The sequence below is a fragment of the Paenibacillus sp. E222 genome, assembly GCF_013401555.1.
In the GTDB taxonomy this organism is placed as follows: domain Bacteria; phylum Bacillota; class Bacilli; order Paenibacillales; family Paenibacillaceae; genus Paenibacillus.
The window spans coordinates 1,336,705-1,356,343 of record NZ_CP058552.1 but is presented as its reverse complement, the minus strand read 5'-3'; the positions used below and the strand labels follow the sequence as shown (position 1 = coordinate 1,356,343).

Genomic DNA, 19,639 nt, shown 5'->3' with positions numbered 1-19,639 from the left:
TATAACGCTCATATCCTGCACCAGGCTCATATATTACTTCAAAGTACGTATATGACTTTGAGGTGCGTACTTCTCATCCTTCTTTTTCTGACCCACAATATGAACAGAAGAAGAGAGGAGCATGTCCATTGAAAACCGAACAATTGGTTAACCGTTACACCGCGCTTGTCATCGGTGCTGGAGGTGTCATTGGAAGAAACCTCATCGATTATCTGATGACACTTCCGCAATGGGATATCATTGGTGTATCTCGCCGCGGAGGAGAAGATGTCCCCAGGTTGCGTTATATATCAGCTGATTTACTGAACGAAGCAGACACACAAGACAAACTGAGTCATTTAACGACCGTTACGCATATTTTCTACGCCGCGTATCAGGATCGACCAACCTGGGCCGAATTGGTACAGCCCAACTTGGCTCTGCTCGTCAATGTAGTGAATACCATCGAACCGATCGCTCCAAATCTCCAACATATTAGCCTAATGCAAGGTTATAAAGTGTACGGTGCACATCTGGGTCCATTCAAAACACCTGCCAAAGAAACAGATGCACATCATATGCCCCCTGAATTCAATGTCGACCAGCAGCAATTTCTCGAGGAACGGCAACCCGGAAGTAGCTGGACCTGGTCAGCCCTGCGCCCGTCCGTTGTATGTGGATTTGCTCTGGGTAATCCAATGAACCTTGCCATGGTTATTGGCGTCTATGCGTCTATCTCCAAGGAGCTTGGCTTGCCACTTCGATTCCCTGGGAAACCAGGAGCGTATCATTCGCTTCTTGAAATGACTGATGCCACATTGCTGGCTCATGCAACTGTATGGGCAGCAACCGAACCTCGCTGTGCCAATCAGGCGTTTAATATCACCAACGGCGATCTGTTTCGCTGGAATGAACTATGGCCCAGAATCGCTGCATTTTTCGAATTGGAAACGGCACCACCCCTGACTCTCTCGCTTGCAACCGTTATGGCAGATAAAGAAGATCTTTGGAAATCCATGATTGATAAATATGATTTGGTAAACACCCCTTATGATGATGTCTCTTGCTGGGTATTTGGTGACTTTGTCTTCTCGTGGGATTATGACTTCTTCGCAGATGGTTCCAAAGCTCGCCGCTTCGGATTTCATGATTTCATTGACACTGAGGCTATGTTTATGGATATTTTCAGAAATCTACGTGAGCGCAAGATCCTTCCGTAAAGTAAATAAAATGCATAATAAGCCGATTCGTGAATTCCAGAATCGGCTTATATAAGTTCCTCAACGGTCCGTAGTAGTTGGCGGCTTAAACAGAATTTTTCCTCGATCACCATAAACATTTTCCACGTGTATATCTCCCCACCTACACATCAGATGAAGAATCTCTTTAAGACTCCACCCATACTCTGTTAATTCATACTCCACTTTAGGCGGGACCTGGTGATGTGAAATACGGACAATGACCCCCGCCTCCGTTAGTTCACCAAGTTGCTGAGTCAACACTTTCTGGGTGATTGCAGGGATCAGCTTCATCAGCTCACCATTACGTTTCTTGCCAAAGGTAAGATGGAATAGAATAACGGGCTTCCACTTTCCTCCGATCACTTCAAGAAAAGCTTCAACTGCGGTGTTATATACTTTGAGCGGTTCCTCCATATCACCTTCTGTCTCCCTTCCAGGCTATTGCTCAATCTTCCCGATTCATCTTCTCAAAAATGTTTACTAATTGGGCCCGATCCTCTTCGGTCAGTTTCTGGAATAAATTCTTGCGCAGCTTCTGCCCCTCCAAGATTGCTCTTTCAAGCACTTCGGTTCCTTTGTCGGTAATGTTCAAGTATATAATGCGGCGGTCAGCTTCATCTACAATCCTGACAGCTAATTCCTTGGCTACCAGCTTGTCAGCTAAATAGCTGAGTGTAGGCGGAGTCAGACCCAATAGTTTGGCAATATCCGAAGGTCGGCTTTTTCCATTTTGATTGAGATGACTGAGTACGAGCACATGAGAGACGCCGAGGTCCTCATTAAACGATTTGTTCCACTGTATAATCAATTTATTGGTGAAATTGTCCATGTTGTGTATAAGCTCAAAAATGTTCTGTTCTTCCATGTGATCCTCCTTGCAAAAATAAAACAACAGCCCTCATTCAACTTAAGGGCTGTCATCATTTTACACGCTATTGGGCTGAGTATCCACCATCGATAACCAGCTCAGATCCTGTAATGTACGAAGAATCATCCGAAGCCAGGAACAATGCAGCGTTGGCAATATCGATAGCCTGCCCCAGACGTTGTAAAGGCGTTGCCTGAACGAGTCGGTCTAGCAATTCCTTCGACGTGTTCAAGGCTTGAGTCATTGGTGTTTCAATAATCCCCGGGAAGAGAGCATTCACCCGAACACCTTGACGGCCAAAGGTTGTCGCCGCCGCTTTGGATAACGCGCGTACAGCGCCTTTGGATGCTGAGTAGTGGTTGAAGCCTTGTCCAATCAATGCGGTGTATGAAGAGATATTGACGATGGAACCTTTCTTTTGTGCTGCCATATACGGAGCCACATGTTTCATGCCAGCAAATGGGCCAAAGCCATTAATGGAGAGCATTTTTTGCCAATCCTGTGCATTAATCTCCTCAAATGGCTTCTCTGAAGAAATGCCTGCATTGTTGACCAGAATATCAATTTTACCAAAACGTTCGTTAACTACTTTCGCTAATATCTCCCAATCTTCATCCGAGGAAACATTCAACTTCATTCCGTACACATTCTCTTTTTGGCTTGCTTTCTCCAGTGCTTTCTCATTAATGTCTGCAGCAATAACGATGGCGCCTTCCTTTGCAAAGAGATCGACCATGCCTTCACCAATTCCTGAAGCTCCACCAGTAATAATAGCTACTTTATTATCTAATCTTCCCATAATGAAAACGCTCCTAACGTATTTTATTTGTACAACGCTGCTTTAATGGCTAGGCGTATGGTGTGATTTCATAAACTGTTCAAAATCGGGAACGGTTGGGTTGGCAATATAATGGCCGCCCTCAACCTGGATGGTCTGTCCCGTAATGAATTTGGACTCATCTGAGGCCAGAAATACGACGGTGTATCCAATATCATCGGGTTCCCCGTGATAAGGCAGTGCGTTATATTTTGCGAACATATCCAATACATCCGGAGGCATATTATTCTGTGCTGCCGGGGTCAAGATCAATCCGGGTGCGACAGCATTGCAACGAATGTTATGCTTGCCATATTGGGTGGCAATATACTTTGTCAGATTCACGACTCCTGCTTTTGAGGCACCGTAAGCAACCCGCACCAAATCTCCTGTAAAACCAGCCATGGAGGCTGTATTAATGATGGAACCTTCACCCGCTTCAATCATATGAGGGATGGCGAATCTACAGCCGAGCAGCACGCTTTTCAGATTCACGTTCATCAGCCGATCCCACTCGTCCAGATCTACGTTAACCACGTCCAAATCCTTCTTCAGGTTGGTCAGGCCAACGTTGTTGAACAGACTCGTGAGCTTACCATATTGCTGCACCGTAAACTCCACAGCTTCCTTAATCGAAAATTCGTCTCCGGCATCAACAAAAACGGCCACTGCCTCTCCGCCTTGAGCCTGAATATCCGCTGCCGCTTCTTTAGCACCATTGACATTGAAATCAGCAATAACGACTTTTGCTCCTTCTCTCGCCATCAATTGGGCTGCGGACAATCCTATTCCAGAAGCGCCTCCAGTTACAAGGGCTACTTTGTCTTTCATTCTCAACATGGTTCTCAAGCTCCTTTCATAAAGAAACCGAAAATAAATAACAGCTCTATTATTTAGATGACTAAATATTAGATGTCTAAATAATAGCAGAGGAATGGTCGTTCTGCAATGCATACGGCCCTGTATCCTTATTTTGGATATCTTCAGCGAAACAAGTTAAGTGTATATAAATACAGCCCTCATAGATTTGAGGGCTGTATTGCATCATGTTTTTTAATCAATGTATTGATCCATGTTTTCTTAAAATTTTGATAATGTCACTTTTCATTCTCCATCCCAGATTCAGGATAAGGCTTGCCCACCGTATCATCTGGTGTCTGAACGTACCATTGAGCATATGTTCCGTTACCACAATCGGATTCGGATTTCTCTGGCTTACAAGTAAACTGGTACGCAGATATATCCTTTCCGCGTAAGGTTACAGTTACGGCAAGCTCCGGGTCACCCCAGCTTGGATATTTCCTACGGTACTGTGCATCAATAATTTCACTTTGAAAAGAAGGGCTGGTCATAAATGCTGCGGTTTGAGTGAAAAGTCGATGAATCTCTTCTTCATCCGGTTCTGTTTTGACCGTATATACGACTTCGACCCGAGGTGTGGAATAACGAATCTCCGTCTTTTGAATAACAGGAAAATCTTGCTCGATATCCTGCCGAAAAGATTTGACTTCTTCTGAAGAGACGTTGGTGTAAGAAGTACATGCCGTCAAGAAAAGAATCAGAGCCAGAATATTCACTACGTGCAATATTCCTGAACAATGTTTGATGCCAGACATACAATCACCGGCTTTGTTTAGAATATATAAATCGTATGCAGATAAACGTCCCTCAGCACTCCTACTAAATTAATTCAACAATTCAACACAGTCATACACCCACCCAGCACTTAACCAATTGCCTAAATCGCTGGAGCCGCTGATTGGAGTAATGGTTATCGAGTTGGACCCATTAACGAAATAGGATGCCGGGATATTCCAGGAAAAGGTTGAATTGTTGCCCCGATAGGTCCCAATCGTAAAGCTCCGCGAATTCGGTTGGGATGAGGCTGCCGGACTCGTTAACGTTTGACCGTTAATCGTTACGCTGGGTCTTCCATTGTTATATGCTGCCGTTATACCGATGTTAAGAACATGCGAAGATGCCGCTTGGGAAGAGTTCAGGCTAAAGGTAACGGTTGTCGGTGAGTTTTGCCCACGGAATTGAATCGCTGGAAACTTGTTGGTTGCACTGCCAGTGGCATAACTGACGGGGCCCCAACTTGGATTACGGCTATCGGAAGGATGACGGATCGGAATCGTCTGGCCATTCAGGAACTCCGATGGCGTACCATCCCAATTCCCAATGCGCCAGATGCTGGATGCTTTACTTGGGTCATTGTTGATCGTACGCGTATTCAGCGTTGTCGTTGATCCTCCAGTGACGTTCACACTTTCCGTATAGACCGCCAGTTCCCCCTTATACACCGTCATGGTGTATGTACCCGGAATCATGCTGTATTTGGCAGCTGCCCCGCTTGAAGAGGCATTCACCCAATATTGGGCGTTGCTGTTGGCAAAACCAACCGTATACGCATAACCCGTATCCATGCCAGAAAGTCCATTAAGCACGACATTACCTCGGCTGGACACCCAACCTGTCAGGTTCAGACCCGACATCCAGCTAAAATCAGGTACGCTTGGCGTTGCACCGGTGGTGAAAATCAAGGCATACGGCCCATGCAGGCCCATACGCCAATTTTCGGTCTGGGCATGTCCTGAATTCATGTAATTGTAGACCTCCGTATCTCCACCACTCTGGAACTGAATATCACGGAAGAACGGACCTCCCGAACTTTTCTCTCGATTGCCATAGGCCATAAACACGCCCACGCCACTGCCCGTAACGCCTCGAATGGTCAGATCCTTAGCCTGATCATTGCCATAATACTTCGAGGTGCTCTGTCCGTTGGCGTAACCAAAAACATCTTGGCTCTCAATCGCGCCGGTGTTATTCCGATTATTCGAGTTGGCCGGAACCCCTGTCAATACGCTGCCGTTGCCCCGGAAAATATAGCGCAATTCACCCACAGATGGTTCCGCTGTGACGTACGTTGCCATATAGATAATGTTCTCACCGCCACGTGATGAATAATAGTGGGTAAGCGTGCTGGTTGAGACGGTGATCAATACGGTTGATCCCGAAGGAGATGTGTTCCAGGTTACATTGGCTGAGCCCAAACCAGAGCCGATATGGGACCCCTTGCTGGAGCCGTTCAGCTCCGTTCCGTTCATTTTGGCAGATATGATATCGCCATTGGTTTTATTCACCGTGTATACCAGTCCTGCTCCCGTGTTCACTTCAATCCTCGACCCGTTATCCGTAACATAGATGGTGGCTGCGTGTCCGGTGGATGTTGGATATAATACCGCTGCTGTCATCATCACCAGGAATAGAAACGAACTGATTCCCTTTTTCATTAGACGTTTGCTCACGAGCGAATTCCTCCCTGGAATCGTTTTTTAACGTTTTCGTAATGAGCCAAAATCAGATTTAAATATCGTATATGTGATAGCTGAACTATAAGTAAAGCGCTTACATTATAATGTATGACAAACGAGCCTGTGTCTCATCTCGGTAATTCTGCTGCATGCGCATATCCACGGGGTCACTTTCTTCCATATCATTCGCTTATACTACCGCCTCCTATATAGGAATAATCTGCATCTAACTTACTGGTAATATCATTAGAATAATACCATTATATTACATAATGTTGCAATGAAAAATAGCTATCTACCTATCAGCAGATTCCTCCCAAATTCGAGTACTCCATCACGGAGTACGGTCAATAAATGACCCCTTTATTAAAGGCCATGAATGACTGGGGCGAGGGTCACATCGATCATTTGGACGAGCTTTATGGGGAAGATTCGACGACAGAGCTCCTGAACGCAGCCAAACAAAACAGACGATGATCTGGCCCTCAACATGACTTGCTTCTTTTACCACACTGAATGAGAGGTTTTCCAACTGAAAAAGCTGCACCCTTTGTTACGGATGCAGCTCTTCAATATTTTATATAACAGGAAGCTATAACCTTCTTTTACACTGAACCCTCAAGGTTTGCAGGTTGATTTTCCTCATTCACCAGGCCTTGAATAAAGGTCTCCACATTGGGTGCGAGCCAAGTGATTTTATGGCCTTCTGCTTTATTCACATGAACCACCTCGGGCTCACCGGCATTGCCGGATTCACGATAATCCAGCATCACGACCTCTGAATCGGAAGGGCACTCACACAGAATGACACCAATTTCGGGGTAACCCCCCTGCTCAATAATCACTCGACTGCCCGCTGCTCCACACAATGAACGGGCCTTGTCCCGTCCAACACCCAGAATATTCCTAATTTCAACAAGAATCTTCTCATCACTCTCCGCCTGACTAACCGGAAAATAGCGATAGTGGGGCACACCACCATTATGTAGTTTCATCATGTTTATATAGAATGCCGGCAGCTTGAACACCAGCTGCTCTTCCACTGCTTCAATTTGCTCATCGGTAGGCGGGGATAATACATATTGATCGACGTTTGCTCGACTGTCATTCCAAAAGCTCGTCGATTCTGGATGGATACCAGGTGCAGCTTCGATGGTGATTCCAGTAACAGAGTGGACTGTATCCACGGGCTCCTCTACCACTTCCTCTGTGAGCTCGCCTGCTGTTTTATTCCGAATCCATTCCAGGAACTCCTGTGTATCCTCATCTCCCGGCTCTAATCGGTCCGCTGCTTCGAAAGCTTCACGCGCGTTCTCATATTGCTCCAAATAATAATATGCCAGACCAATGCGGTAATGCCAAAGCGGGTCATTCTGTCCCTCTGCTTCAACCGACAGGAATTGCTCCACAGCCTCCTGGTAACGCTCCAAATTATTCAACGCTCTACCCAGATGGTTGACCAGAATATAATCCCGCTCCTCTTCCGGAACCTCTGTAATCGCATCCACAATCTCTTCATATTCATCCTGTTCATGCCAATCCTCTAGCCGTTCCAAGAGTTCATCATTCATTGATCTTGCCTCCCTCTCTTATTCGTTGTAGAAATTATATCATTTTGTGTGTCTTGATTTAAGTCAATGCCCCTCAGGCCGCTCCTGATTAAAATAAACATCAACCCTATTGCACAGGAGGCAATCTACTTATGTCTACATCCATACAAGAACATTGTTACGAGCGAAAAGCTGCTGTATCTACAGGAATTACGCTCATTATTATGGCCCTGGCTGCATTTTTTTCCTATAGTTATATCCACGGAAAACTGGTTGTACCCGGCGATGCCAGCACTACATTCAACCAAATTACTGCATCATATGGCCTGTTCAAGGCCGAGATTTTGGGATGGGTCATTATCCTGATTAGCGATGTTGTCGTTTCGTGGGGGCTGTATATTTTCCTGAAGCCTATTCATAAATACCTGTCCCTGCTCGGAGCTTGCCTTCGTCTCACCTATTCATCGCTATTGGGCATCGCCATTCTGAACCTGCTCAACGTCATGCTGCTCACGGGAAATTCTGATCAAGCCTTGCTTCCAATAGAGCAGACACAAGCACTGATGTTGCTCTGTCTGGAAGCATTTGAACGGATCTGGTCGGTGGGCCTTATCGTTTTTGGTGCACATCTGTTGATCGTGGGCTATGTTGCTTTAAAATCAAACCGTATTCCCAAAACAATCAGTATTTTGGTACTGCTCGCTGCTGTAGGCTATATTGTCATTCACCTATGCAAAACGTTTCTTTCCCCATATGATGCCCTGATTACAGTGCTTCAATTGGTATTTGCTATACCCATGGTTGCAGGAGAACTGGGGTTGGGCATCTGGATGCTGATTAAAGGCGGAACGCAATCCCAAAGAGCATGATGACCTGTTTATCCACGAAACACATTTTCATCTATCATCACGGCTATGAACTCGCTTCTTAATTCTGCTTAATGACTCTGGGGTGATTCCCAGATAACTGGCTAATTGATGTTGGGGTACACGATCGACAAGATGGGGTCGTTTTCGCAATAACGCTTGATATCGCTCTTCTGGTGAAGACGCAATAAATGATGTCCATTCATCCTGAACCTGGCCCAGGTTTTCCTCTACCATCTTGCGTATCATCGTTTCCAGTGGGGGATATTGCAGAATAATGTCGTTCTCAGCTTGAAAATCACCAACAACCAATACACAGTCCTCCAGGCAGGTTAAGGTATAGGCCGATGGTTGATTGTGCTGATGACGATTGAAAATGGAGACTGCTTGTTCCTCAGTATAGAAATTGGAGGTCACTTCTTTGCCCGCTTGATCTATCGCGTACTGCCGCACACATCCCTTAAGCACAAAATAACATTTGGCGGGAACCTCCCCTTGTCTAAGGAGCACGGTTCCCTTTTTATAATCCTTCACGAGGATATCTTCAACAATAGCCTGCTGTTCCTGCTCGTTAAGAGATGTGAATTGACTCATATATTTGAACAATATGCTTTTCATTTATACTCCTTTCATCTGGCACGGTTCAACGTGTTTTGACACAGTCTCTTTCTATCCAGGCTAACCCTTGCAACGACGAACTTCATTTACTCTCAAAATATCTCTTTTTGCACACCTTGGCAAGATTGGTCCACTCAGCTAAAAAAGAAATAAGAGCGCCACCGGAAAGGTAAGCGCCCCAATATTCTTCCATCAATGTTCATCTTGTAAGTATGCTTATTTAATCCTGCCTGAGATATGTAACCCCCCAAGAAATAAGCATATTAGAGTCCTCTCTTTGTTTCAAGGCGGGGGCTATCTTTACGCTCGCGTTTGACTATGGTGCCGCAATCGGAGTTTTAAGAGGTTCTGACACCTAAAATTGGCCTAAAACAACGGGACAGAACTAACCTTTGTCGATTACTATAGGGTTTTGGCAGCTCGCTTGAGAGCGTACCGTTTTTATGGGTTAGCTTGACTCCGTCCCTTTTTTGCCATTTCCACGTCCTGCGGGTTGGTCGCAAATGACAATACATAAGCGTAGGCCATTTGAAGGGCAATTTTGATAGGACGGGTCGATTTGCGGGTCTTGGTTAAGAGCTGCCCTCCCTGTAGACTGGTCATAATTGCACAAGCCAGTTCAGCTGGGTCAGTCTCGGCCCGAAGATCACCCCGCTCTTTCATCTTGCTAAATCCATCAATAAAGTACTGCTCCCATTCGTCAAAAGAATGCACCAGGGCCACCCTGGCTGCCTCGTCCTGGTCGGCTAGTTCGCTAGCCAGTGAACCGAGCGGGCATCCTCCCCCGCACTCGCGGCTTTCCTGTGATTCTATAATCATATTAATCCATTTTTCCAAGTTTTCCCATCTGTCCAGATGTTCCAGGAGAGGCCGTTGCACACCCAGCACATTGACGGTTTGCCGCTCAATAACCGCAAGGATCAAATCTTCCTTATTAGCAAAATAGTGATATATCTGGCTTTTACTGGCGGAAGCTGCGACCCGCATATCGTCCAGACTGGTACCCCGGACGCCCTTTTCGTAAACAAGTTGGGCTGCCTGAGTCAGAATACGCTCTCTACTGTTCTGCCCGCGTGAAGTTAAAGACCCGTTGTTTGGCATAAGCTTTCTCCTCTCTTTCTTTTTCATTCTTTTTGCAGTAATCTCCTATCCTGAAAGTATAGGACCGCGAATTTTCACCAATATTATACCATGTACTGGACTATTCGTTCCACAAATGTTACTATGGACTAACTAGTCCAGTTTGTATCACACACAGTTTATAATCTGCAAATCAACCCTAACCTCAGGAGGAGAATACGCATGAAACATTCGATCGCACTCGTCACCGGCACCACCTCTGGGCTAGGTTATGCGGCAGCCCGCAAGCTCGCCATCGAGGGCTACCGCCAGGTCATCATCACCGGGCGCAGCCTGGCCCGGGTTCAAGAAACGGCCGCTCAACTCGCGGCTGAGACCAAGACACAGGTTTTCATTCCGCTGGAGCTGGATCTGGACGCTCCGACCAGCGTTCAATCCGCCCTCGCCGAGCTGGTCAAACGAGGTCAGCCGGTTGATTTCTTGCTGCTCAATGCGGGGCTGGTTCCCTTCAAGCAGCGCGATATTACTGCGACGGGCGTCGAGGCATCTCAGGCCCCGCTCATTGGTCATCATGAACTGACTGCCGGGTTGCTCAATGCCAACCTACTGAGTCCCGACGCGCGGATTGTTATCGCCGGCGCGGAGCCTGCCCGAGGGGGCGTGCCCATGTTCAAATACACCGATCTGCCCGCCTTCGCGGCCAAATACCATCAAGGTGACAGAACCGCCGCTGTTGAAGCCCTGATTCGCAACGGGCCGAACGTGAAGTACGTGCCCAACAATGCGTATGCCGACGCGAAGCTGATCATCGCTTGGTGGGTCGCGGCGCTGGCGCGCCGGCTGCCGTCCGGCATGGCTGTGTACGCTGTATCGCCCGGTGGGGCGACCGCCACCAACGTGAAGCGAAGCGCTAACCCGCTGTTGAAGTATGTGTTTATACCAATCGTGAACCTCATTCCCGGAATGAACCAGACGCCGGAGACCGCGGCCAATCGCTATATCCAGGCGTCGGAGTTCGGAACCGACGTCTCAGGGCAATTCTTCGCCTCGGCCAAAGGGAAGTTCTCAGGCCCAATCGTGGTGCAGCTCGAGCCCCACCTCCACGATCGCGCCAACCAGGAAGCCGCGTGGCAGGCCGTCGTCAGTGTCTCCGGCGTCGACTTGTCTTAGCGCACCAAAAAGTTCACAATCAGCTAGGCGCCGCTGGCGTCGCAAGGAGAGTACGCATGGAACGGTACAAAGCGAAGCGGGCGGTGATCATTCGCGGCACGAGCGGCATATGGCTCGCGACGTCGAAGATGCTGAAACGCATAGCGGCGCACGGTATCCTCAATTACTACGTAAGCGGCTTATCCACCAGTTATAGATGCGACCCGCCGCTTGCATCAAGCAGTTGTCCCGTGACCCAGCGACTGTCCGGCGAGGCCAGAAATGCAGCAATATCTGCAATATCCTCTGGCTCACCCCATCGGCCAAAGGCGGAAAGGCCAGCCGCATATTTTTGTCCCTCGGTATTCTGTAACGTCCCAGCATTCATCTCGGTATTAATAATTCCCGGCTGGATGGCGTTCACCGTAATATTGCGGCTCCCTAACTGCTTGGCAAGAAGCAGCGTAAACGTATCAATTGCTCCTTTTGACATGCTGTAAGTAAATACTCCCGGGGAAGCAACCCTGGTCACAAAAGACGAAATGTTAATGATACGACCCCCATCATTGATTCGGGACAGAGCCTGCTGCGTCACAAAAAGTGGTGCTTTTACATTCAGATTCATGACCTCCTCGTAGGATGCTTCTGTCGTCTCCTCGATCCCAACGATCTGCCCAATCCCCGCATTGTTAACCAGAATATCGAATCCGCTGGCCCCTGTCTGATTCCGGATGGTCTCATCCAGCTCAGCAAATAAGTGATCAATACCGTCCATCGTTCTTAGGTCAGCACCAATCATGCAGGCGTTGCCTCCCTCTTGCTCAATCTGGCGAACAACGGCTGCCGCATCATCCTGTCTGTTTCCATAATGGACTGCCACATATGCGCCCTCCTGTGCCAATCGGAGCGCGATGCTTCTGCCGATCCCTCGGCTCGCCCCAGTAACTAAAGCCATTTTACCTTTCAAGCTGTTCATGTGCTCATCTCCTCTATCCTAATTTCAAGAATAGTTATATCACGGAGCCATTTTTGAAATGTTGCTCTTTAATTTCCCCCCGAAGAGAGCAGCATCTAAAACCATATATTTTCATCGTTTGTACCGCTCAGACATGATGAATATATCTCCAAAACATATCAAAAAGGGCAGGATGGTTCGCATTACACGAACCATCCTGCCCTTTCCATTTTTGAGGAAACACTTTTCTCTTCAGTTAAGTCTTCCACTCTCGCTCAGAGCATACACAATCTTTCAACCACGAAGTTTACAATCCTTCGATAAGTGCCTTGATTGAGCTGTCGCTCTCCAGTGCGCGGATAATAATCGTCACGGCTTCAGCCCGTGTAGCTTTGCCGCTCGGTGAGAACACGGAAGAGGATAACCCTTGCACCAGATTGGCCGATGAAGCCTGCGTAATTGCCTCCGCTGCCCAGTTACTGCTGTCCACATCACTGAAGCTTGTCGGAGCATTAGTAGCAAGTACGTTCAGATCAAGCACACGAGCAATAATCGTCACCATCTCGGCGCGGGAAATCGTCGCATTTGGTTTGAAGCTGCCGTCCGCATAGCCAGTAATGACTCCCTTGTCAGCCAGTGCGCTGATATATCCGGCAGCCCAGCTTGACTTCGTATCTTTGAAGCTAGCCGAAGCCGAATTCTCGCCAAGACCAAATGCCCGGGCAATCATTGCGGTAAATTCAGCTCGGGTAACGGACGCATTGGGCCGGAACGAACCATTCTCGTAACCCTCCAACATACGTAATTTCACGGCAGCCCCAATGCTTCGGTTGGCCCAGTGACCAGAAATATCGCTGAATGTCTTTTGTTCATTTTTCGTTGCGGCAATGGCTTCATTAACCGTCTTCAGTACTGTTTCCTGGCTCACAACACTTGATTTGAACGGATTCACCTGTGTTGCTGGCGGTACCGTTGGTTCTGTTGTAGGAGGCGTGGTCACCGTACCCGAATCCGTTCCAGGACCCGTTGATGGTGTGGACGGTGTTGGTGTAGTGACCGAGCCACCACCTGTACCCGGTGTAGTTGGGGTTGTCGGCGTTGTGCCCGGACTTGTTGTATCCGTAATCGCCAGGGCGATGCGGTTGCTCTCATACTTCACCTGGGCATTATATTTGCTTGGCAGGCCATCCACCTGAACAGAGGTGAATTTTCCGCTTTGCTGATTAGCGCCATGGCTTACAAGCGTAATCTCACCCGCACCAGGTACATAGCTGCTGGCAAAATTCACATGCAGTGTTCCGGCGGTGTTCACTGTACCTTTAATGTCGAGCACGTCATTTGCGGAAGCTACGTTCAGCTCCAGCGTACCGTCAGCAGCCTGCGCGAAGTTGCCCTCGATGTTCCATTTGCCAGTTACGCTCTCGGTAACCGTACCCCCGTTGTTGACCACATCGCCACTACCAAACGCAGTAGCTGTATCGCCTTCCAATGTACCCGCGCTAACCTGAGTACCACCAGAGTACGTATTCGCCCCCCGCAGTTTCAATGTACCGCTGCCTTCCTTGGTCAGCTTGCCGGTACCGGAGATGTTATTCCGCCAAACGTCCACCGCGTTAAAACCACCCTTGCTCGCATCCATCACTACCGTTACATCGCTGTTAAATGCACCATATCCATCTGCCGCAGCGAACAGATTGAGGCGTCCCCAGCCCTCGGGATCATCCAGTACAGGATAGCCTGAGGCAATTCCGGTTGTCGCCAGTACCGCACGACGCTGATCCGCACTCAGGTAAGGCTGTCTGGTCTCAAGCAGCACTTCTGCGCCTTTAGGGACTGGCATAGGCTCCGTTGTGGAACCGATCTGCGGGAAGCCATAGGTCAGACGCTCGGTATACTCAGCCTTATTTTTCTCATAGTCGGTAAATCGGTCTTCTGCTGTTCCGGTCTCCTTCAATAACACGTCATGCGCCTGTTGGTAAGCCTCTTGTTTCAATTGCTGATTTTCCGGATCATTCAGGGCTGCCGCAGCAAGTGCAGTTGCCAGAACGCGGCCGCCGATTACATCAAGCGGGGAGTGCATTCCAGCTACGATCCGGTCATCGCCCATTTCTGAAGCACGGGTCACAAGTTCTTGGAATCGCTCAGGAACGGAATACGCCAGTGCAAGTGCAGCAAGATAGGAGGCATTGGTATGTCCACTAGGGAAGCCTCCATCTGATGCAGCCTCTGTGTCTGGTTTAATTAATGGTCTCAGCGTAGGCACAACAACCTCGTCAGTCTTCAACCAGCGAAATGGACGCATGTACTGGAAGAAATTTTTTGAAGGGTTGGAGGAAGCTGAGTTGCCACGCACAGCTCCGATCAAGTCAACCATTTTGCCAAGCCTGGAATCTGAATCTCCGGCCTTGTTCGTTCCGTTTTCATCCGTATACTTGGTTGTTGTGGCATCTTCCGGAATACTTTTAATGGAAGTAAATGTACCTGATATCTCACGATAGACGTTGGCAAGTGAACCCAGACCATCTACAGCACCATACGATTGGTTAGTACGATCTGTATAATAAGCGGCCTCTTCGTCTGCCTTGGTTCGGGTTGCAGCACGATCGGCTACATACTGAATGTTATAATCCAGGATATCCGCTCTAATCTTGGTCCCGTTATCCCAGGAATTACCCGGTGTCCATAGATCCAAAAACTTGGACAATGTACCAACAGCCGCATTCGTTTCAACGGTTGTATTTGAATTACTGTTGCTCTTATACGTATCTACAAAATAACCCCAAGCCGGCTCCTGCGGTAATGGAACTTGCGAATCACTTGGCGCCGCAAGCGCAGCACTTGATGCAATTGAATTGGATATGAGCACGACACCCATAGCAGCGGTCAACATTTTCTTTTTGTTTTTGTTGGCTTTCGTTTTCAAATCTTTTCGACTCCCATCGTTTTGTAGTTGGTCTCGAATCGGTCTCAATGTAGCATCCGGCACGCTTAACCAGCAATAAAACAATTTCGCCATTGTATCAATTTCGGAGAAATATCGCCTATTTTCGACATTTAACATTCACTTAATATAAATCGTGAATTTTGATGGAATCAGGTAGTGTATAATCGTCGCCGGGAGGAATGCCTCATGAAAAAATGGAGCTCCGCATGGGCGGGTTTGGCGATTTCGTACGGTTCCATCGTGGTCGTCATTGTGCTGCTCATCTGCTCTTTCTTCTATATCTATTTCTCGCGCAGTTACAATGAGGAATTGCAGAACAAGAATCAGCTGATTCTGGAAAATACAACACGAACCATTGAAGGAACGATCCTGCAAAGGGTGCAGCAGATCTACCTGGACTTGTCACTCGACAAGTCTGTGGATATTCGACTGTTCGCGGAACCATCTACCCGGAGTGGGCTGGACAGTGTCATTGACCTACAGGAGTTACTTAAGTCCAAGGTTGCCGGCAACGCGGACATGATTCAGGCCATACATCTTTATTATCCTGGACAAAATATTATGCTTTCTTCGCTTTACGGCCTGCGCTACAACGCCGATCAAGGGGAAGGCTCGGCTTATTATTCAGATTGGCTTCAGGACATGCGCACCAGCAAGCAAAATAGCCTGTGGACGGCTTCACGCCAGGTTCCGCAGGACATTTTCTCCAGTGTGCCAGGTGGCACAAGTGGCGGCAGCAACGCCCTGTTGACGTACACGCACAGCTATCCTTTTCAGTCCACTGGCGAGACCGGAGATGTCTATATTGCAATAGATGTTAAAGAAAGCGCGATTAGCAGCATCATCGAGAATATGATGCCCTCACAATACAAAAGCACATTTATCGTTAACCCGATGGGTAACACCATTAGCAATGCCAATGCAGATACTCTTGGGCAGCCGCGGGAATACGATGCCAGTATCAGGAAAACACTGCAGTCCGGAAACGCCAAGGGCAGCTTTGACGATAAGATTGGCAATACATCGGTTGTTGTGTCCTACCAGACCCTGCCTTTGACAGGATGGACTATCTATAGCGCAATGCCGTCCAGCTTCTATTATGAGCAGTCGATCATGGTACAGAAGCTCATCCTCGGCATCTGCATGATCGCCATCGTGATCGGTCTGGCGCTGTCAGCCGTTTTGCTCAGAGCCAACTACAGCCCGATCAAACGCCTCGTCAGCCGGATTAAGGACCTATCCGGTCCGGCAGCAACGCAGATTACGAATGAATACCGGCTGATCGACAATGCCTTCATGCAATTAAACGATAAGGTGAGCAGCCTTGAGGAAACGCTGCTGGCGAACAGTCCGGCAATCAAGCACAACGCTGTACTGAATCTGCTGCATGGCGGCTATAGCCGAGAACAGTGGGCAGAAGAACTGACTGCACTGGGCATCTTACACCCATATCATGCATACAGCTGTTTGCTTCTAAATACCGGAGTATCCCACATCGGACTTAGCTCGGAGAACCTGCCATCCGTCATATCGAGATTTATCCATGGGCTGGAGTCCCTGTCCTTACCGGACAGCCGCCTGATTGCCGAGGAACTGCCGGACAAGAAGCTGGCGGTTATTCTGTGTACGGATATAGCGTCTGAACCGCTGCTGGACAAGCTGTCCCAGCTTCTATTGTCAGAGGCACGACAGCAGTTCCAGCTTGATCTCCAGCTGTCGTCAGGCTCCTGGGTGCAGGAGCTGGCCGATGTGCACAGAAGCTTCAGCGAGGCCCAGGCGTTGATGAAATATGCGTATTTCATGCCCGAGCTCCATATTCTGAAGGACCGCAGCATTCTCCAGCGGGAGCACAATATGGATGAAATTCCTCAGGCGATGCTAGCCAAGTTCAGGGACAAACTCCAGAGCAGGCAGATGGATGAAGTGATAGTGACTATTGAACAGGTGGTTGAACATATGCAGGAAGGGCAATATCCCGCTGACTATTGCCATTTTATCCTGTCGAACATGGTATTTATCTATTCGGATGTGGTGAAAAACGTACGATACAAGCACCCCCTTCAGTTCGGCCACCCTGATCTGTATCATGAATACACGAATCTCCATGATGTTCTCGCGTACCGCAGCTGGCTGGTGGAGTCGGTCACAACATTTGTTAAAGAAACCGAGAAGCGCAACAGTGAGCGGGCCGTATCGACCATTGAACTGGCGAAGCAGTATATTGAAGCCAATCTGTCCGAAGACCTCTCGTTGGAAGCTGTTGGAACGAAGGTATTTCTTAGTCCAAAATATCTGAGCAAGCTCTTTAAGGAAGAGATGGGTGTTACCTATACCGACTATGTGACATCCCGCCGAATGGAACAGGCAAAGGTATTGATGGAGAACAACAATATGACCATTGATCGGATCGCAAGCTCCGTCGGGTATGGCACCACAGCCTACTTTATAAAACGCTTCAAGGAAATGTACGGCTGCACACCGGGTCATTATGTACGCAACCTCTCTTCGGCAGTGATGCCAGAGGCCGGATCATGAGTATGAGGAGGATGGGCGGGATGAATATGAAGGAACCGAAGGCGAAGACGCCTTATGGCTATCAGCTGTTCCTGACTACTGCACTGCTGACAATGATGGGCGTTGTTCTTGGCGGCTGCAATCTGCTGACCGCGCCCAGTGCCATTGTAGAATCGAAGCAAGGCAGCGCGTTATCCCCCCTCACGCCGAAAGCCAAATACCATATCTCGTGGACGATGCATCAGAATTTGCCTGTACCGCAAGATGCCGAGATGTTGAAGGTGGTGGAGGATCAATTCGGTGTGGATCTGGACATTTGGAATATGGAAAACAATAAATACGAGTCACTTCTCGACATGAAGCTAGCTCAAGGTAACATTCCCGACCTGTTTCGCATTCGTCAGCCACAGGACCTGCTAAAGTACCAGCAGCAAGGGGTGCTTGCCGATATTCCTGTAGAGACGCTGAACACATATGCCCCGAATCTGATGCGCATCATCCATGAACAGGCGCCTGCTTATGAGCAAACGGGTGTAATTGACGGCAGATATTACGGAATTCCTGTCATTAATCCGACCAACATCTACCGTACACCTGTGGTGTATCGGCAGGATTGGCTGCACAAGCTGGGGTTGTCTGTTCCGCAGACACTGGCGGAATTCGAGAAAGTCATCTATGCATTTACCTTTGATGATCCCGACGGCAACGGCATCCAGGATACGTACGGCTTGTCCAGTGAAGGCATGAACGTTGTATTTGGTGCCTTCGGTCAGATTGTTTTTGCAGATCAGCTGTACTTTGGCTCAAAGGATGGGAAGAAGGTCATCGGTGCTCTCGAGCCCGAGATGAAAGAGGCGCTGACTTACCTGCGTAAATGGTACAAGGATGGCGTGATCGATCCTGAGTTTGTCACAGGCGAGAATAAAGGCGGCTACAAACACCTGTCTCATGCATTCATTAACGGTAAAATCGGGATGACCTCGATGGGCAACTACTACCACTGGATTCAGGATGGCGATTATGAGGATTGGCGTGTTGAGCGTGACGGTCAAGTGGTACAAAGTCCCGCACAAGCTGTGTTTAATGTGAAAGAATTAACGGCCAAGTTCCCTGAAGCACGGGTTGTTTTCGGTAAACCGTTCACCGGACCCCACGGACAACGCGGCTCCAAAGGAAATGACATGTTAATGAGCTTCACCGCGATTGGAGCCGATGCGGTCAAAGAACCCGGCAAGCTGGAGATGATACTGCGCATTCTGGACGAAGTCAGTGCAAGCCCAGATCCAGATAAAGCAGCACGTATGACCTACGGGGTAGAAAATAAACACTGGGTCTGGACACCAGCGGAACCCCGAAACATCGTCATCATGCCGCCATATGACACCATGTTCGGGTATCAGAATACGATTGGCGCCAATATCGGCATGACTGTGCCGCTGAAACAGACGGGAGAACGGGAACAATGGGCGGCCACACTGCACCTCGATCAGGACGGTATTTATAATGCGCTGGAGGTCGCTACCCCCGCTTTGGCCAAATACAGTGATTTGTTGATCCGATTGAAAAATAAAGCCTATATCGCTTTTATCTCAGGGGAGCGGCCGATCAGTGAGTTCGATGAGTTTGTACAGGAGTTCATGTCCGCAGGAGGTGCGGAAGTGGTGAAGGAAGCGAATGAGTGAATGAACCAAAAAAAGAGCAGCTCACCGCTGCTCTTTCCTGTCTCGGCCTCCATATTCAC

General features: G+C 48.4%; 17 protein-coding genes. 6 read left to right on the top strand and 11 right to left on the bottom strand.

Annotation, left to right across the window (positions count from 1 at the left end; all coding sequences use genetic code 11):
* The first annotated feature begins 128 nt into the window (after positions 1 to 128).
* On the top strand, positions 129 to 1,199 hold the full coding sequence (locus HW560_RS06130) for an SDR family oxidoreductase (protein ID WP_179262381.1): 1,071 nt from the start codon (positions 129 to 131) through the stop codon (positions 1,197 to 1,199).
* Positions 1,200 to 1,259: 60 nt separating this feature from the next.
* Here HW560_RS06130 and HW560_RS06125 read toward each other — a convergent pair whose 3' ends face one another.
* From HW560_RS06125 to HW560_RS06100, 6 genes are all read right to left on the bottom strand, one after another.
* A complete protein-coding gene (locus HW560_RS06125; RefSeq protein ID WP_063565814.1) occupies positions 1,260 to 1,634 on the bottom strand; it encodes a winged helix-turn-helix transcriptional regulator in 375 nt (124 codons plus the stop codon).
* A gap of 31 nt (positions 1,635 to 1,665) precedes the next feature.
* The gene (locus tag HW560_RS06120) at positions 1,666 to 2,085 is read right to left on the bottom strand and encodes a MarR family winged helix-turn-helix transcriptional regulator (protein ID WP_090902841.1); all 420 of its coding nucleotides are present in this window, start codon (positions 2,083 to 2,085) and stop codon (positions 1,666 to 1,668) included.
* A gap of 67 nt (positions 2,086 to 2,152) precedes the next feature.
* Positions 2,153 to 2,887 carry an SDR family NAD(P)-dependent oxidoreductase gene (locus HW560_RS06115; RefSeq protein ID WP_179262379.1) on the bottom strand — a complete coding sequence of 245 codons (735 nt, stop codon included), beginning with the start codon at positions 2,885 to 2,887 and terminating at the stop codon, positions 2,153 to 2,155.
* Positions 2,888 to 2,929: 42 nt separating this feature from the next.
* A complete protein-coding gene (locus tag HW560_RS06110; protein WP_179262377.1) occupies positions 2,930 to 3,745 on the bottom strand; it encodes an SDR family NAD(P)-dependent oxidoreductase in 816 nt (271 codons plus the stop codon).
* A gap of 257 nt (positions 3,746 to 4,002) precedes the next feature.
* Positions 4,003 to 4,482 (bottom strand): hypothetical protein, encoded by a 480-nt coding sequence (locus HW560_RS06105; RefSeq protein WP_090902836.1) that lies wholly within the window; start codon positions 4,480 to 4,482, stop codon positions 4,003 to 4,005.
* Between the two features lie 108 nt (positions 4,483 to 4,590).
* Positions 4,591 to 6,216, bottom strand: coding sequence for a rhamnogalacturonan lyase B N-terminal domain-containing protein (locus HW560_RS06100; RefSeq protein WP_179262375.1), 1,626 nt, complete (start codon positions 6,214 to 6,216; stop codon positions 4,591 to 4,593).
* A 360-nt stretch (positions 6,217 to 6,576) separates the two neighbouring features.
* On the opposite strand from HW560_RS06100, the gene HW560_RS33690 reads away from it, so the two are divergent.
* A complete protein-coding gene (locus HW560_RS33690; RefSeq protein WP_256222227.1) occupies positions 6,577 to 6,699 on the top strand; it encodes a hypothetical protein in 123 nt (40 codons plus the stop codon).
* Positions 6,700 to 6,827: 128 nt separating this feature from the next.
* On the opposite strand, the gene HW560_RS06095 is transcribed toward HW560_RS33690, so the two are convergent.
* Positions 6,828 to 7,793, bottom strand: a complete 966-nt coding sequence (locus tag HW560_RS06095) for an SMI1/KNR4 family protein (RefSeq protein ID WP_090902832.1) — start codon at positions 7,791 to 7,793, stop codon at positions 6,828 to 6,830.
* Between the two features lie 131 nt (positions 7,794 to 7,924).
* Between HW560_RS06095 and HW560_RS06090 the strand changes: the two genes are divergently transcribed.
* Positions 7,925 to 8,641: a DUF4386 domain-containing protein gene (locus tag HW560_RS06090; RefSeq protein WP_090902830.1), complete on the top strand. Its 717-nt coding sequence runs from the start codon at positions 7,925 to 7,927 to the stop codon at positions 8,639 to 8,641.
* Positions 8,642 to 8,668: 27 nt separating this feature from the next.
* On the opposite strand, the gene HW560_RS06085 is transcribed toward HW560_RS06090, so the two are convergent.
* Positions 8,669 to 9,256, bottom strand: a complete 588-nt coding sequence (locus tag HW560_RS06085; protein WP_090902828.1) for a Crp/Fnr family transcriptional regulator — start codon at positions 9,254 to 9,256, stop codon at positions 8,669 to 8,671.
* Positions 9,257 to 9,697: 441 nt separating this feature from the next.
* The gene (locus HW560_RS06080) at positions 9,698 to 10,357 is read right to left on the bottom strand and encodes a TetR/AcrR family transcriptional regulator (protein ID WP_177185813.1); all 660 of its coding nucleotides are present in this window, start codon (positions 10,355 to 10,357) and stop codon (positions 9,698 to 9,700) included.
* Positions 10,358 to 10,558: 201 nt separating this feature from the next.
* Between HW560_RS06080 and HW560_RS06075 the strand changes: the two genes are divergently transcribed.
* A complete protein-coding gene (locus HW560_RS06075; RefSeq protein ID WP_179262373.1) occupies positions 10,559 to 11,506 on the top strand; it encodes an SDR family NAD(P)-dependent oxidoreductase in 948 nt (315 codons plus the stop codon).
* 190 nt (positions 11,507 to 11,696) lie between these two features.
* On the opposite strand, the gene HW560_RS06070 is transcribed toward HW560_RS06075, so the two are convergent.
* Together HW560_RS06070 and HW560_RS06065 are read right to left on the bottom strand one after the other, a co-directional pair.
* Positions 11,697 to 12,461 (bottom strand): SDR family oxidoreductase, encoded by a 765-nt coding sequence (locus HW560_RS06070; RefSeq protein ID WP_090902820.1) that lies wholly within the window; start codon positions 12,459 to 12,461, stop codon positions 11,697 to 11,699.
* A 286-nt stretch (positions 12,462 to 12,747) separates the two neighbouring features.
* Positions 12,748 to 15,330 carry an S-layer homology domain-containing protein gene (locus tag HW560_RS06065; protein WP_179265747.1) on the bottom strand — a complete coding sequence of 861 codons (2,583 nt, stop codon included), beginning with the start codon at positions 15,328 to 15,330 and terminating at the stop codon, positions 12,748 to 12,750.
* 240 nt (positions 15,331 to 15,570) lie between these two features.
* On the opposite strand from HW560_RS06065, the gene HW560_RS06060 reads away from it, so the two are divergent.
* Complete coding sequence (locus tag HW560_RS06060) at positions 15,571 to 17,919, top strand: AraC family transcriptional regulator (RefSeq protein WP_179262371.1); 2,349 nt, start codon at positions 15,571 to 15,573, stop codon at positions 17,917 to 17,919.
* A 20-nt stretch (positions 17,920 to 17,939) separates the two neighbouring features.
* Positions 17,940 to 19,580 (top strand): extracellular solute-binding protein, encoded by a 1,641-nt coding sequence (locus HW560_RS06055; RefSeq protein ID WP_257031761.1) that lies wholly within the window; start codon positions 17,940 to 17,942, stop codon positions 19,578 to 19,580.
* Positions 19,581 to 19,639: the final 59 nt, after the last annotated feature.

Excerpts from the sequence above, each read along its gene's own strand:
- HW560_RS06125 (WP_063565814.1), bottom strand. The coding sequence starts at position 1,634 with ATGGAGGAACCGCTCAAAGTATATAACACCGCAGTTGAAGCTTTTCTT.
- HW560_RS06120 (WP_090902841.1), bottom strand. The coding sequence starts at position 2,085 with ATGGAAGAACAGAACATTTTTGAGCTTATACACAACATGGACAATTTC.
- HW560_RS06115 (WP_179262379.1), bottom strand. The coding sequence starts at position 2,887 with ATGGGAAGATTAGATAATAAAGTAGCTATTATTACTGGTGGAGCTTCA.
- HW560_RS06110 (WP_179262377.1), bottom strand. The coding sequence starts at position 3,745 with ATGTTGAGAATGAAAGACAAAGTAGCCCTTGTAACTGGAGGCGCTTCT.
- HW560_RS33690 (WP_256222227.1), top strand. The coding sequence starts at position 6,577 with ATGACCCCTTTATTAAAGGCCATGAATGACTGGGGCGAGGGTCACATC.
- HW560_RS06095 (WP_090902832.1), bottom strand. The coding sequence starts at position 7,793 with ATGAATGATGAACTCTTGGAACGGCTAGAGGATTGGCATGAACAGGAT.
- HW560_RS06090 (WP_090902830.1), top strand. The coding sequence starts at position 7,925 with ATGTCTACATCCATACAAGAACATTGTTACGAGCGAAAAGCTGCTGTA.
- HW560_RS06085 (WP_090902828.1), bottom strand. The coding sequence starts at position 9,256 with ATGAAAAGCATATTGTTCAAATATATGAGTCAATTCACATCTCTTAAC.
- HW560_RS06080 (WP_177185813.1), bottom strand. The coding sequence starts at position 10,357 with ATGCCAAACAACGGGTCTTTAACTTCACGCGGGCAGAACAGTAGAGAG.
- HW560_RS06075 (WP_179262373.1), top strand. The coding sequence starts at position 10,559 with ATGAAACATTCGATCGCACTCGTCACCGGCACCACCTCTGGGCTAGGT.
- HW560_RS06070 (WP_090902820.1), bottom strand. The coding sequence starts at position 12,461 with ATGAACAGCTTGAAAGGTAAAATGGCTTTAGTTACTGGGGCGAGCCGA.
- HW560_RS06065 (WP_179265747.1), bottom strand. The coding sequence starts at position 15,330 with ATGTTGACCGCTGCTATGGGTGTCGTGCTCATATCCAATTCAATTGCA.
- HW560_RS06060 (WP_179262371.1), top strand. The coding sequence starts at position 15,571 with ATGAAAAAATGGAGCTCCGCATGGGCGGGTTTGGCGATTTCGTACGGT.
- HW560_RS06055 (WP_257031761.1), top strand. The coding sequence starts at position 17,940 with ATGAATATGAAGGAACCGAAGGCGAAGACGCCTTATGGCTATCAGCTG.